Genomic DNA, 13,397 nt, shown 5'->3' on the forward strand with positions numbered 1-13,397 from the left:
CACAGTAGCAGTATGATGATCAGCGCTTGCTGTACTGCGTTCCCTTACGGGCCTTCTTCAGACCGGCCTTCTTCCGCTCGACCGCGCGGTCGTCACGGGTCAGGAAGCCGGCCTTCTTCAGCGGGCCGCGGTTGTTGTCCGCGTCCGCCTCGTTGAGCGCACGGGCCACGCCCAGGCGCAGCGCGCCGGCCTGGCCGGAGATGCCGCCACCCGCGATGCGGGCGACGACGTCGTAACGGTCGTCGAGCTCCAGCACCTTGAAGGGCTCGTTGACTTCCTGCTGGTGCACCTTGTTGGGGAAGTAGCCCTCCAGGGTGCGGCCGTTGATCTTCCACTTGCCGGAGCCCGGGACGATGCGCACCCGGGCGATGGCGTTCTTGCGGCGCCCGGTGCCCGCGGCCGGCTGCGGGTCGCCGAAGCGCGCCGCGGCGGACTCGGTGGTGTAGTCCTCGGCGGGCGTCTCGGTGGTGTACTCCTCGACGTCCTCGACGGGCGCCTCAGCGGTGGTCTCAGCCACGATTCTCCTCAGCTTCTCTGTCTCTAGGGGGTGTGGCCGGGACTACTGCGCGACCTGGGTGATCTCGTACGGGACCGGCTGCTGAGCGGCGTGCGGGTGCTCGGCACCGCGGTACACCTTCAGCTTGCTGAGCATCTGACGGCCCAGGGTGTTCTTGGGCAGCATGCCGCGGACGGCCTTCTCGACGGCCTTCTCCGGGTTCTTGTCCATCAGCTCGTCGTAGCGGACGGAGCGGAGACCGCCGGGGTAGCCGGAGTGGCGGTAGGCCAGCTTCTGGGTCCGCTTGTTGCCGGAGAGGTGCACCTTGTCGGCGTTGATGATGATGACGAAGTCACCAGCGTCGACGTGAGGCGCGTACACCGGCTTGTGCTTGCCACGCAGCAACTGGGCGACCTGGGAGGCCAGGCGGCCCAGAACGACGTCGGTGGCGTCGATGACGTGCCACTGACGCTGGACGTCGCCGGGCTTGGGGCTGTACGTACGCACGGTCGTAGCCTTCGCTTCTTCAGTGGGTGTTCTCTGACAAGGTCACCCGGAGATCACGGCAGCAGTAGACCGCGCCGGCGACGCAAACCGACGGCTGATCGCTGAATCAATCGTCCTGGTGGACCAGGCGTAACGGCCTCACGCGTGAGAACGAGCAGCCAATACGCACAACAATCCAGCAGAATACCGGGGCCCGTGCCACCAGGTCAAAACACCCCTGCCGCTCCCCCGGGCGCCGGCCCGGCCCGCGTCCGCGCCGGAAGATCAACGCCGCCGGGCCACCCGGCCCTCGTCCCAGACCGCCTCCGGCGTCTCCCGGACCCGGCCGTCCGCGCCGAAGAGCAGGAACCGGTCGAAGCTGCGCGCGAACCAGCGGTCGTGCGTCACCGCCAGCACCGTCCCCTCGTACGCCTCAAGCCCCTCCTGGAGGGCCTCCGCGCTCTCCAGGTCGAGGTTGTCCGTCGGCTCGTCGAGCAGCAGCGCCGTCGACCCCTCCAGCTCCAGCAGCAGGATCTGGAACCGGGCCTGCTGGCCGCCGGAGAGCCGGTCGAAGTGCTGCTCCGCCGCCCGGTCCAGCTCGTAGCGGCGCAGGGCCGACATCGACGCGCCCTTGTCCTTCGCGTGGTCCTTCCACAGGATGTCCAGCAGCGTGCGCCCCGCCAGCTCCGGGTGCGCGTGGGTCTGCGCGAAGTGACCCGGCACCACCCGGGCGCCGAGCTTCCACCTCCCGCTGTGCGCCACGGCCTCTCCCGCGGGGCCGCCCGCCAGCAGCCGCAGGAAGTGCGACTTCCCCGAGCCGTTCGAGCCGAGCACCGCGACCCGCTCCCCGTAGAAGACCTCCAGCGAGAACGGGCTCATCAGCCCGGTCAGCTCCAGCTCCTCGCAGGTGATCGCCCGCACCCCGGTCCGGCCGCCGCGCAGCCGCATCCGGATGTCCTGCTCGCGCGGCGGCGCCATCGGCGGGCCGGCCTCCTCGAACTTCCGCAGCCGCGTCTGGGCGGCCCGGTAGCGCGAGGCCATGTCGGAGTTGAAGGCGGCCTTCTGCTTGTACATGATGACCAGCCGCTTGAGCTTCGCGTGCTCCTCGTCCCAGCGCCTGCGCAGCTCCTCGAACCGCTCGAAGCGCTCCTTGCGCGCCTGGTGGTACGTGCCGAAGCCGCCCCCGTGCACCCACACGTCGCTGCCCGCGGGGCTCGGCTCGACGCTGACGATCTTCTCCGCGCTGCGCGCCAGCAGCTCCCGGTCGTGGCTGACGAACAGCACGGTCTTCTGCGTCTCGCGGAGCTGCTGCTCCAGCCACAACTTGCCCGGTACGTCCAGATAGTTGTCCGGCTCGTCGAGCAGCAGCACCTCGTCCGTACCGCGCAGCAGCGCCTCCAGCACCAGCCGCTTCTGCTCGCCGCCCGACAGCGTGCGCACCTCGCGCCACTGGGCCCGCTCGTACGGCACCCCCAGGGCGGCCGTCGTGCACTTGTCCCACAGCGTCTCCGCCTCGTACCCCCGGGCCTCCGCCCAGTCGCTCACCGCCTGCGCGTACGCGAGCTGGGCGCGCTCGTCGTCGCGCTCCATGATCGCCAACTCGGCCTCGTCGACCGCCGCGGCGGCCGTCCTGATCCGCGGCTGGGCGACGGAGACCAGCAGGTCCCGGACCGTACGCTCGTCCCGCACCGAGCCGACGAACTGCGGCATCACGCCCAGCCCGCCGCCGGTCGAGACGCTGCCGCCGTGCGGCTGCAGCTCCCCGGCCAGCAGCCGCAGCAGGGTCGTCTTCCCCGCCCCGTTGGCCCCCACCAGCGCTACGGCGGCGCCCTCGCCGACGCGGAACGAGACGTCGCCGAGCAGCGGCCGCCCGTCCGGCAGGTAGTACTCCAGGTGCGCGGCCTCCAGGTGTCCCATGCACCCATCCTCGCCGCCCGCGGCGCCCAGGCGAAACGGGTTTTCCGCGCCGCACCCGCCTCACCGTCCCCGTACGCCGCGGACCGCCCCCGCGGCGCCCAACGCCCCCACGCCGCCGTCCGGGTGGCGGTGGGCCCGGTTAAGATGCCCGCCATGAGCTTCGGGCAGGGGGGCGGCTACGGCGGCCCCGGGGGGCAGGGGCAGGGATCGGGCTTCGGTCCGCCGGGATCCGGCGGGCCCGCGCCCGACTGGAGCGCGCTCGCCGACTCCGCGGCCGCCGAGCGGCGCCGCAAGCGGCGGCTGCTGACGATCGTCGGCGGTGCGCTGGCCACGGTCGTGATAGCCGGCGCCGTCGCCGCGGCGGTCGTCACCACCTCCGGCGGCGACGACGATCCGTCGAGCAGCGCCTCGGAGGACCGGATATCCGGCGCGGGGAGCGAGAGCGGCAAGGGCGACCCGTCGTTCTCGTCGGTGGCACCGCCGCCTGACCCCAAGGAGTTCATCGGCTCCGCCGACAAGGACACGGCCCCGCTGACCGTCGACAGCTTCTTCCCCAACGCGAAGATCACCGTCAGCGGCCACACGTACGAGCGCAGGGCCACCCACAGCACCCGCGAGTGCGCCTCCGGCGCCTCCAGCAAGCTCGGCAAGATCCTCACCGCCAACGGCTGCGACCGGCTGCTGCGCGCCACGTTCACCCGCGAGGGCACCGCGGTCACCGTCGGCGTCGCCGTCTTCGCCGACGAGGGCCCGGCCGCCCGCACCGCCGAGCAGGCGAACGGCAACCTGGAATCGCTGCCCGGCCAGGGCGTCCCCGAGTTCTGCCGCGCCACCGCCTGCCGGCTGACGAGCAACACCCTCGGCCGCTACGCCTACTTCACCATCGCCGGCTACGCCGACGGCAAGGCCGTCACCGCCGAGGACGGTCCGACGAGCGAGGCCGTACGGGACACCGGGGCGTACGTCTACCGCCGCATCATGGACCGCGGCCGGGAGCAGGCCCTGAAGTCAACCGAGCAGTAGCCCCGCCCGCCTTTCAGGTGACGGACAGCCCCCGAACGGGGCAACCCACGTGGTACGAGGGCGCGCGCGGTGGTCCGCTGGACCCATGAAAATCCTGGTCACCGGCGCCACGGGCGCCCTCGGCAGCCGACTCGTCCCCCTCCTCACCGCGGCCGGGCACACCGTCACCGGCACCACCACGAGCGAGGCGAAGACGGAGCGACTGCGCGCGGCGGGCGCGGAGCCGGTCGTGCTCGACGTGCTCGACCCGGCGGCCGTACGGCAGGCCGTGGCGGACGCCGCCCCCGAGGTGATCGTGCACGAGGCCACCGCCCTCTCGCAGCAGACCGACCTCAGCGCCCGCGAACTCCGCAACCTCGACACCGTCTTCGCCACCACCAACCGGCTGCGCAGCGAGGGCACCGACAACCTGCTGGCGGCGGCCGCCGAGACCGGCACCCGCCGGTTCATCGCGCAGAGCTTCGCCGGCTGGCCGTACAAGCGCGAGGGCGGCCGGATCAAGACCGAGGAAGACCCGCTCGACACCACCCCGCCCCCCGGCACCGAGCAGAGCCTGGGCGCCATGAAGCACCTGGAGGAGGCGGTCACCACCGCCCCCGGCATCGAAGGCATCGTCCTGCGCTACGGCGGCTTCTACGGCCCCGGCACGACGATCTACCCGGGCGGCGAGCAGGCGGAGATGGTGCGCAGGCGCCTCCTGCCGGTGGTGGGCCGCGGCGAGGGAGTGCTGTCGCTGATCCACATCGAAGACGCGGCCGCGGCGACGGCCGCGGCGGTGGAACGGGGCACGCCGGGCATCTACAACATCACCGACGACGACCCCGCGGCGCAGAAGGAGTGGCTGCCCCGGCTGGCGGCGGCGATGGGCGCGCGGCCGCCGCGGCGGGTGCCGGTGTGGCTGGCGCGGCTGGCGGCGGGGAAGTGGGTGACGATGGTGATGACGGAGGGCCGGGGGGCGTCGAACGACAAGGCCAAGAGCGAGCTGGGGTGGCAACCGGGGCACCCGACGTGGCGGGAGGGCTTCACGGAGGTGTTCGCGGCAAGGTAGGGCTACGGGGGCGGGGCGACCCGCCCCCGTAGGAAGACCGGAAACACCCCGCTTCAGTAGGGCCGGAGCCCGTACCCGTACCGGAACAGGGGCTTCGCCCCCGCCTCCCGGGACACCGGCGCGTCCGCCGCCCGGCGCGGCCAGGTGAAGGGCAGCCGCCCGCCGAACCCCGCCCCGAAGAGCGCGTCCGTGATCCCGCGCGCCTCCGTCCCCGGCAGCCAGGCCGCCACGAAGGCGTCCGTGCGCGCCAGGGCCTTCCCCAGCACCAGCGGCCGCCCGGAGTACAGGACGCCCACGCAGGTCTTCGCGCGCCCGCAGACGTCGGCGAGATCGGCCTCGTTCCGCGCCCCCAGGGCCAGACTCGCGGAGTCGCCGAACCACTCCGCGTACGGATCCTCGCCGCCGACCCAGATCCCGACGTCGCCGCGCCCCTCGGTCGCCACCTCGATGCCGGTACCGGCGGTGGCGGCCCGCAGCGCCCGGAGGAACGTCGTCCCCCGCGTCGTCCGCCCCGTACCGCCCTGCCAGCCGACCGACCAGCCGCCGAGCTGCCGCCCCAGGTCGCCGGCGCCGTTGCCGCCGACGACGATGCGGTACGGGCCGCGCCGCGGCAGGGGCAGCGCGCCGCGCTCGTTGCGGAGCAGCACCTGCGAGGCGCGTACGGCCTGGCGCGCGACGGCGCGGTGCCGGGGGGAGCCGACGGCGGCGGTGCGGGCGGGGTCGGTGAAGGGGTGGTCGAAGAGCCCGAGGCGGTCCTTGGCCGCGAGGATGCGGCGTACGGCGTCGTCCACGCGCTCCCGGGGGATGTCCCCGCGGCGGACGCCGCCGACGATCGCGCGGTGTACGCCGCGGTGGTCCCTGGAGACCATGACCATGTCGATGCCGGCGTTGACGGCGCGCGCGACCTGGGCGGCGAGGTCCCTGCCGGGGAGTTGCTGCACGGCGTCGTAGTCGCTGACGACGAAGCCGCGGAAGCCGAGTTCGCCCTTGAGCACGCCGGTGAGGAGCCGGCGGTCGCCGTGGGTCCTGGTGCCGTGGACGCTGCTGTAACTGGCCATGACGGAGCCGACGCCGGCCGCGATGGCGTCGCGGTACGGGGCGAGGTGCACGCGGCGCAGCTCCTTTTCTGTGACCCGTACGTCGCCCTGGTCCAGCAGCCGGCCTTCGCCGGCGGCGGTGCCGTAGGCGGTGGCGCCGTCGCCGAGGTAGTGCTTGGCGGTGGCGAGCACGGAGCGGGGGCCGGGGGCGGGCCCCTGGAACCCGCGCACGGAGGCGGGGCCGAGCTTCCCGACGAGGGCGGGATCCTCGGCGTAGCCCTCGTAGGTACGCCCCCATCGCACGTCCTGCGGCACGCACACGCACGGCGTGAACGCCCACCGCACCCCGGCGCCGAGCGCCTCGTCCCGCGCGACGCGCTCGGCGCGGCGGACGAGGGCGGGGTCGCGGGTGGCGCCCATGCCGATGTGATGCGGGAAGATCACGGACCCGGTGGTGCCGCTCATGCCGTGCACGGCGTCGGCACCGTAGAGCAACGGAATGCCCAGCCTGCTGCGCAGGGCGGCCCGCTGGTACCCGTCGACCATCCGGGCCCAGGCGGCGGCATCGTCGCCCCCACCGCGGGGCCCGCCGTCGTCACCGGCGCTGAGCATGGCGCCGATGCCGAGACGGGCGAGGTCGCGGGGGTCGCCGAGGAAGGCGTTCTGCACCTGGATCATCTGCCCGGCCTTCTCGGCGAGGGTCATGTGCCGCAGACAGCCGACACCGCGGCAGTGGGCGGGGGGCCGGGAGTCGGGGTCGAGGGAGGAAGGGGCGGCACAGGCGCCGAGGAGCAGCAGGGCACAGAATGCGGCAAGGAGACGCATGCCCCCACCCAAGCCCTGCCGGGGGCGCGGCGGGCCCAGGCACACGGGGCCGGGGGCGCGGGTCACCCGCCGGGGGGCAGGAGGTGGCTTGGCTTCGGACGCCGCGGGCGCAGCCCGGGCGGGCGGAGGGAGCACGGAGGGGTCCCGGGGCGAAGCCGCGGATCTGGAGGATGGCCGGGATCGGCGACCGACATCCATGCACGCCGCAGGCAGGGGGCCGTCCGGGGGCCCGAGGCCCCGAGGGCCGGAGGGAAGAGCCCCCGATTTCAGGGACGGCCGCGATCAGCGATCGGCGTCCCTGCCCACCGGAGGCACGGGCGATCCGGGGCCCGAAGCCCGCGAGGGCCGGGAGGCAAAGCCCCCGGTTTCAGCGGGTGGCCGGGATCAGCGGCCGGCGTCCCTGCACGCCGGAGGCAGGGGTCCGGGGGCGCAGCCCCCGGGGTGCGCGCTGGCGCGCGACGGGGGCCCGGGGGCGGAGCCGCCGCTTTCGGGAAGGGGCGGGATCGGGGACAGACCCCCACCCCCGCACCCGGCGTCCGGACCCGCCCCCACCCGCCCGTGAACAGCGCGCAGCCCCCGGGGGACGGACCCCTAGCCCGCGCTCAGGGTGCGGAGACGGCGGGACGCCGTGTTGCGGGCTGCCAGGGAATCGTCCGGAGGGTAGCCCACCTCCTCCAGCGTCAGCCCGTGCGGCCGCACGACCTGCACCGCAGAGTCCCGTACCGCCGCCCCCAGCACCCGCCCCACCCACTCCGGCTCCCGGTGCCCGTCGCCGACGAAGAGCATCGCGCCGACCAGCGCCCGCACCATGTTGTGGCAGAAGGCATCGGCCTTGACCGTCGCCTCCAGCACCCCGTCCGCCCGCCGCGACCACCGCAGGTCCAGCAGCCGCCGGATCGTCGTCGCCCCCTCCCGGCGCTTGCAGAAGGCCGCGAAGTCGTGTTCCCCGAGCAGCAGCTCCGCCGCCGCGTTCATCGCGGCGGCGTCGAGCGGCCGGTTGTGCCACAGCACGTGGCCCCGCAGCAGCGGGTCGACGCCGCCGGGGTCGTCGCCGACGCGGTACGCGTAGCGGCGCCAGATCGCCGAGAACCGGGCGTTGAAGTGCGGCGGTGCGGCGGTCACCCGCCAGACCCGGACATCGTGCGGCAGCCGCCCCGCCAGCCGCCGGAGCAGCAGCTCTCCCCGCTCCCCCTGCGCCGCCCACACCGGCTCCGGCAGGTCGACGTGCGCCACCTGCCCCCGCGCGTGCACGCCCGCGTCCGTACGGCCCGCCACCGTCAGCTCGTACGGCGCGGACGCCCGCAGGACGACGCGCAGCGCCGTCTCCAGCTCCTCCTGCACCGTCCGCTGGCCCTCGCGCTGCCGCGCCCAGCCGGAGAAGCCGCTCCCGTCGTACGACAGGTCCAGCCGCACCCGTACGAAGCTGGCCGCCACCTCGTCACTCACTGCCCTGTTCCTCTCAGCGCGACGGGCCCGCTCCCCCGGAGGGAAACGGGCCCGTCGTCATGCACGAAACGCGTGTCAGGCGTCCTTGGCGTCCTTGCCCTCGGCGGAGTCGGCCGCCTCGGCCGAAGCCTCGGCCTCGCCCGCCTCGGACTCGGCGGCGTCCTTCGCCTCGGCGGCGTCCGCGTCCTTCTTCAGACCGGCCACCGCCTCCTCGCCCGCCACGTCCTTCGCGGAGCGCTTCGTCGCCGCCTCGGCCTCGCCGACCGCCTCCTGCTGCACGGTCAGCGCCTCGACCAGCTCGATCACCGCCATCTTGGCGTTGTCGCCGCGACGGTTGCCGATCTTGGTGATCCGGGTGTAGCCGCCCGGGCGGTTGTCGTACCGCGGACCGATCTCGGTGAACAGCGTGTGCACCACGCTCTTGTCCGAGATGAGCTGCATGACCTGGCGGCGGTTGTGAAGGTCGCCCTTCTTCGCCTTGGTCACCAGCCGCTCGGCGTACGGACGCAGCCTGCGGGCCTTGGCCTCGGTCGTCGTGATGCGACCGTGCTCGAAGAGAGCGGTGGCCAGGTTCCGCAGCATGGCGCGCTCGTGCGCCGCGCCGCCGCCCAGTCGGGCGCCCTTGGTGGGCTTCGGCATGGTGTTTCTCCTTTACCGCACCGGCCGTGTCAGGTACCGGTGATCGGGGTCCGGGGGGCGTCGCGCCCCCCGGGACATCAGTACTGCTCGGTCTCGACGAAGCCGGCGTCGGCGTCGTCGTCGGCACCGAAGGTGTCGGCGGCCGAGGTGGGGTCGAATCCGGGCGGGCTGTCCTTCAGGGCCAGGCCCATGCCGGCCAGCTTCGCCTTGACCTCGTCGATCGACTTGGCGCCGAAGTTGCGGATGTCGAGGAGGTCCGCCTCGGAGCGGGCCACGAGCTCGCCCACCGAGTGGATGCCCTCGCGCTTGAGGCAGTTGTACGAGCGGACCGTGAGCTCCAGCTCCTCGATCGGCAGCGCCAGGTCCGCGGCCAGGGCGGCGTCCGTGGGGGACGGGCCCATGTCGATGCCCTCGGCGTCGATGTTCAGCTCGCGGGCCAGGCCGAAGAGCTCGACCAGGGTCTTGCCGGCGGAGGCCACCGCGTCGCGGGGGCGCATGCACGGCTTGGACTCGATGTCGACGATCAGCTTGTCGAAGTCCGTGCGCTGCTCGACACGGGTCGCCTCGACCTTGTAGCTGACCTTGAGGACCGGCGAGTAGATGGAGTCGACCGGGATCCGGCCGATCTCCTGGCCGACCTGCTTGTTCTGCACGGCGGAGACGTAGCCGCGGCCGCGCTCGACGGTCAGCTCCATCTCCAGCTTGCCCTTGCCGTTGAGCGTGGCGAGGACCAGGTCCGGGTTGTGCACCTCGACGCCGGCCGGCGGGGCGATGTCGGCGGCGGTCACCACGCCCGGGCCCTGCTTGCGCAGGTACATCACGACGGGCTCGTCGTGCTCGGAGGAGATGACGAGCTGCTTGATGTTGAGGATGAGGTCGGTGACGTCCTCCTTGACGCCCGGCACGGTGGTGAACTCGTGCAGAACGCCGTCGATCCGGATGTTGGTGACTGCGGCACCCGGGATCGAGGAGAGGAGCGTACGGCGGAGGGAGTTGCCGAGGGTGTAGCCGAAGCCGGGCTCCAGCGGCTCGATGACGAACCGGGAGCGGTACTCCTCGACGACCTCTTCGGTGAGAGAGGGACGCTGAGCGATCAGCATGTGTGTTCCTTCAGTCGTGGGCGCCCGCTATTTGACGCCCGCTGTACCGACCAGGGTACGGGCGGCACGGCGCAAACGCGCCATACCGCCCGTACCTGCGAACTTCCGCCCGAAGACTTACTTCGAGTAGAGCTCGACGATGAGCTGCTCCTGCACCTGGGTGTCGATCACCTGGCGCTCGGGCAGGCTGTGCACGAGGATCCGCAGATTCGACGGGATCGCCTCCAGCCAGGCCGGGACGGTCCTGTCGCCGGCCTCCGCCTGCGCCACCGCGAACGGGGTCAGGTTCCTGGAGGACTCGCGGACCTCGATGATGTCGTTCGGCACGACGCGGGCCGACGGAATGTCGGTCTTCCGCCCGTTGACCGTGATGTGGCCGTGCCGGACGAGCTGGCGGGCGTGGTCGCGGGACTTGGCGAAGCCGGCCCGGTAGACCACGTTGTCCAGCCGCGTTTCGAGGATGCGCAGCAGGTTCTCACCGGTCTTGCCGGACTGCCGGTTGGCCTCGTTGTAGTAACCGCGGAACTGCTTCTCCAGCACCCCGTAGATGCGCGCGCACTTCTGCTTCTCGCGCTTCTGCAGCAGGTACTCGCTGTCCTTGGTGCGCCCGCGCCCGTGCTCACCCGGGGGGTAAGGACGGATCTCGATCGGGCACTTAGCGCTCTCGCACTTGGCTCCCTTGAGGAAGAGCTTCTGCTTCTCCCGACGGCAACGCTTGCAGTCGGCCCCGGTGTAACGCGCCATGTCTAGTCGTCTCCTACTTCGCTTTTCTCAGACCCGGCGGCGCTTCGGCGGGCGGCAGCCGTTGTGCGGGGTGGGCGTGACGTCCTGGATGGACCCGACCTCGAGGCCGGTGGCCTGGAGGGAGCGGATCGCGGTCTCACGGCCGGAGCCGGGACCCTTCACGAAGACGTCGACCTTGCGCATGCCGTGCTCCTGGGCACGGCGGGCGGCGGACTCGGCTGCCATCTGGGCGGCGAAGGGCGTCGACTTGCGCGAGCCCTTGAAGCCGACATGGCCGGCGGAGGCCCACGAGATCACGTTCCCGGACGGGTCCGTGATCGAGATGATCGTGTTGTTGAACGTGCTCTTGATGTGAGCGTGGCCATGGGCCACGTTCTTCTTTTCCTTGCGGCGGACCTTCTTGGCCCCGGCCGCCCGGCTCTTCGGAGGCATTCGGTGTTATCTCCCGTGGAGGTGGTCGGTCCTGCAGCGATGCGGGCGCACGGAGCGGACCGCTGCGGACTACTTCTTGCCCGGCTTCTTCTTGCCGGCGATGGCGCGACGCGGGCCCTTGCGGGTGCGGGCGTTGGTGGAGGTGCGCTGACCGTGGACGGGCAGTCCGCGGCGGTGCCGCAGGCCCTGGTAGCAGCCGATCTCGACCTTGCGCCGGATGTCCGCCTGGATCTCCCGGCGGAGGTCACCCTCGGTCCTGAGGTTGTTGTCCACGAACTCGCGGATCTTGACGAGCTCTTCCTCGGTCAGATCGCGGACGCGGGTGTCGGGGTTCACCCCGGTCGCGACCAGCGTCTGCTGGGAGAGCGTCCGGCCGATGCCGAACACGTAGGTGAGGGCGACCTCCACGCGCTTCTCGCGCGGGATGTCGACACCTGCAACGCGTGCCATTGAAGGCTCCTGTGTCTTGTCGGAGGTCTTCCGCAGCACCGTTCCCGTATTTCGCTACGAGCCGGGTCCCCGGCCTCCGAGCCGGGGGTTTCGTCCCACACACGTTCGTGGGGGTCGGGTGGCTGCTTCTTTACTTGTTCGCTTGTTGCGTCGCGCGATGAGCTGCGAGCGGTGCGAGGTGATGGGTCGGCGTACGTCAGCCCTGGCGCTGCTTGTGGCGCAGGTTTTCGCAGATGACCATGACCCGGCCGTGGCGGCGGATCACCTTGCACTTGTCGCAGATCTTCTTGACGCTCGGCTTGACCTTCATGTGTCTGGAGGTTCTCCGGGTCGGTGCCCCGCCCCACGGGAGCGGGACGAAGCAAGATCTACTTGTAGCGGTAGACGATCCGTCCGCGCGTCAGGTCGTACGGAGACAGCTCCACCACGACCCTGTCGTCGGGAAGGATACGGATGTAGTGCATCCGCATCTTGCCGCTGATGTGCGCGAGGACCTGGTGCCCGTTCTGGAGCTCCACCTTGAACATCGCGTTCGGCAGAGACTCGACGACGGTGCCCTCGATCTCGATGGCCCCTTGTTTTTTGGCCATGCTTGAGCGCTTCACCTTCCGGATTCGGCTACCTGGATGGTCCGGGGCACACGGGTGCACGGGGACCGACGAGCCAGTCTACGCGACCGCACCGGAAAGGCGAAATCGGGAGTGTGCCCGCTCCGCAAGATCGTTAAGCACCCGGCGAACCGGGCGCCGCGGTGCCCGCCGCGGCCTCAGTCCAGCGGGTCGGGGGCCGCCGTGATCCCGTACGCCGCGAGCTTCTCGCGGCCGCCGTCCGGGGCCGTCAGCACCAGCGGGCCGTCCTCGGTGAGGGCCACGGAGTGCTCCCAGTGGCTCGACCAGCTTCCGTCGTCCGTCTTGACCGTCCACTCGTCGGCCAGCACGTGCGTGCGCGGGGTGCCGAGGCTGACCATCGGCTCGATCGCGATGCAGAAACCCGGGACGAGCTTGGGGCCGCGGCCGCGGCGCCTGTCGACGTAGTTCAGCAGGTGCGGGTCCATGTGCATCTGCGAGCCGATGCCGTGGCCGCCGTAGTCCTCGACGATGCCGTACTTGCCGGCGGCCGGGCGCGGCTGGCGGCGGATGTAGCCCTCGATGGCCGCGGAGATGTCCACCAGCCGGTTGCCCTTGCGGACGGCCGCGATGCCGGCCCACATGGACTCCTCGGTCACCCGGCTCAGCTCGTGCAGCTCGGCCTTGTGCCCGGAGCCGACGAAGGCGGTGATGGCGGCGTCCGCGTGCCAGCCGTCGACGATGGCGCCGGCGTCGATGGAGATCACGTCACCCTCGCGCAGCACGGTCTCGCGGTCCGGGATGCCGTGCACGACGACGTCGTTGACCGACGTGCAGATGTTGCCGGGGAAGCCCCCGTACCCCAGGAAGTTCGGCTTGGCGCCGTGGTCGGCGAGGACCTTGGCGGCGATCTCGTCGAGGTCCTTCGTGGTGGCCCCGGGCACGGCGGCGGCGGCGCACGCCTGGTGCATGGCCGCGACGACGAGGCCGGCGGCCCGCATCTTCGCGATCTGTTCCGGGGTCTTGATCTCCACCATGACGGCTGCTGCCTCCTGGGCCGGCGAGGGACGTCTCCCCCGTCCACGATACGTGCCCGCCGCGGGCCGCCGGGCGGGGGCGGGTGCGGGGGGCGTAGAAGGGTCGTACAGAGGTCGTACGGGGGTCGTACGGCCCGTGGCGCAAGGATCG

15 protein-coding genes are annotated in these 13,397 nt (G+C 71.9%); 2 read left to right on the top strand and 13 right to left on the bottom strand.

Annotated features, from left to right (window positions below):
* Positions 1 to 19 precede the first annotated feature (19 nt).
* The 3 genes from rpsI to ACFYVJ_RS01920 all read right to left on the bottom strand — a co-directional run bounded on the left by rpsI (position 20) and on the right by ACFYVJ_RS01920 (position 2,899).
* Positions 20 to 517, bottom strand: coding sequence for a 30S ribosomal protein S9 (gene rpsI / locus ACFYVJ_RS01910; protein ID WP_388885563.1), 498 nt, complete (start codon positions 515 to 517; stop codon positions 20 to 22).
* A gap of 42 nt (positions 518 to 559) precedes the next feature.
* A complete protein-coding gene (gene rplM, locus ACFYVJ_RS01915) occupies positions 560 to 1,003 on the bottom strand; it encodes a 50S ribosomal protein L13 (RefSeq protein ID WP_027772201.1) in 444 nt (147 codons plus the stop codon).
* A gap of 264 nt (positions 1,004 to 1,267) precedes the next feature.
* On the bottom strand, positions 1,268 to 2,899 hold the full coding sequence (locus ACFYVJ_RS01920; RefSeq protein ID WP_388885567.1) for an ABC-F family ATP-binding cassette domain-containing protein: 1,632 nt from the start codon (positions 2,897 to 2,899) through the stop codon (positions 1,268 to 1,270).
* Positions 2,900 to 3,052: 153 nt separating this feature from the next.
* Here ACFYVJ_RS01920 and ACFYVJ_RS01925 point away from each other — a divergent pair, with 153 nt between their 5' ends.
* Both ACFYVJ_RS01925 and ACFYVJ_RS01930 read left to right on the top strand, forming a co-directional pair.
* On the top strand, positions 3,053 to 3,922 hold the full coding sequence (locus tag ACFYVJ_RS01925) for a hypothetical protein (protein WP_388885569.1): 870 nt from the start codon (positions 3,053 to 3,055) through the stop codon (positions 3,920 to 3,922).
* Positions 3,923 to 4,007: 85 nt separating this feature from the next.
* Entirely contained in the window at positions 4,008 to 4,970 is a 963-nt protein-coding gene (locus ACFYVJ_RS01930) for an NAD-dependent epimerase/dehydratase family protein (protein WP_388885572.1), read from the top strand.
* A gap of 53 nt (positions 4,971 to 5,023) precedes the next feature.
* Here ACFYVJ_RS01930 and ACFYVJ_RS01935 read toward each other — a convergent pair whose 3' ends face one another.
* The 10 genes from ACFYVJ_RS01935 to map all read right to left on the bottom strand — a co-directional run bounded on the left by ACFYVJ_RS01935 (position 5,024) and on the right by map (position 13,246).
* The gene (locus ACFYVJ_RS01935; RefSeq protein WP_388885575.1) at positions 5,024 to 6,832 is read right to left on the bottom strand and encodes a glycoside hydrolase family 3 protein; all 1,809 of its coding nucleotides are present in this window, start codon (positions 6,830 to 6,832) and stop codon (positions 5,024 to 5,026) included.
* A 591-nt stretch (positions 6,833 to 7,423) separates the two neighbouring features.
* Positions 7,424 to 8,278 carry a tRNA pseudouridine(38-40) synthase TruA gene (gene truA, locus ACFYVJ_RS01940; protein WP_388885578.1) on the bottom strand — a complete coding sequence of 285 codons (855 nt, stop codon included), beginning with the start codon at positions 8,276 to 8,278 and terminating at the stop codon, positions 7,424 to 7,426.
* A 75-nt stretch (positions 8,279 to 8,353) separates the two neighbouring features.
* The gene (gene rplQ, locus ACFYVJ_RS01945) at positions 8,354 to 8,917 is read right to left on the bottom strand and encodes a 50S ribosomal protein L17 (RefSeq protein ID WP_388885581.1); all 564 of its coding nucleotides are present in this window, start codon (positions 8,915 to 8,917) and stop codon (positions 8,354 to 8,356) included.
* A gap of 77 nt (positions 8,918 to 8,994) precedes the next feature.
* Positions 8,995 to 10,017: a DNA-directed RNA polymerase subunit alpha gene (locus tag ACFYVJ_RS01950; protein WP_018834822.1), complete on the bottom strand. Its 1,023-nt coding sequence runs from the start codon at positions 10,015 to 10,017 to the stop codon at positions 8,995 to 8,997.
* Between the two features lie 117 nt (positions 10,018 to 10,134).
* A complete protein-coding gene (gene rpsD, locus ACFYVJ_RS01955) occupies positions 10,135 to 10,761 on the bottom strand; it encodes a 30S ribosomal protein S4 (protein ID WP_018842032.1) in 627 nt (208 codons plus the stop codon).
* A gap of 27 nt (positions 10,762 to 10,788) precedes the next feature.
* Complete coding sequence (rpsK, locus tag ACFYVJ_RS01960) at positions 10,789 to 11,193, bottom strand: 30S ribosomal protein S11 (protein ID WP_018834824.1); 405 nt, start codon at positions 11,191 to 11,193, stop codon at positions 10,789 to 10,791.
* A 69-nt stretch (positions 11,194 to 11,262) separates the two neighbouring features.
* A complete protein-coding gene (gene rpsM, locus ACFYVJ_RS01965; RefSeq protein ID WP_388885585.1) occupies positions 11,263 to 11,643 on the bottom strand; it encodes a 30S ribosomal protein S13 in 381 nt (126 codons plus the stop codon).
* 196 nt (positions 11,644 to 11,839) lie between these two features.
* Complete coding sequence (gene rpmJ / locus ACFYVJ_RS01970; protein WP_009740505.1) at positions 11,840 to 11,953, bottom strand: 50S ribosomal protein L36; 114 nt, start codon at positions 11,951 to 11,953, stop codon at positions 11,840 to 11,842.
* A gap of 58 nt (positions 11,954 to 12,011) precedes the next feature.
* Entirely contained in the window at positions 12,012 to 12,233 is a 222-nt protein-coding gene (gene infA / locus ACFYVJ_RS01975) for a translation initiation factor IF-1 (RefSeq protein WP_003948620.1), read from the bottom strand.
* 176 nt (positions 12,234 to 12,409) lie between these two features.
* Positions 12,410 to 13,246 (bottom strand): type I methionyl aminopeptidase, encoded by an 837-nt coding sequence (map, locus tag ACFYVJ_RS01980; RefSeq protein ID WP_388885588.1) that lies wholly within the window; start codon positions 13,244 to 13,246, stop codon positions 12,410 to 12,412.
* Between the last annotated feature and the right edge of the window lie 151 nt (positions 13,247 to 13,397).

The sequence above is a fragment of the Streptomyces sp. NPDC004134 genome (genome assembly GCF_042874195.1).
Classification (GTDB): domain Bacteria; phylum Actinomycetota; class Actinomycetes; order Streptomycetales; family Streptomycetaceae; genus Streptomyces.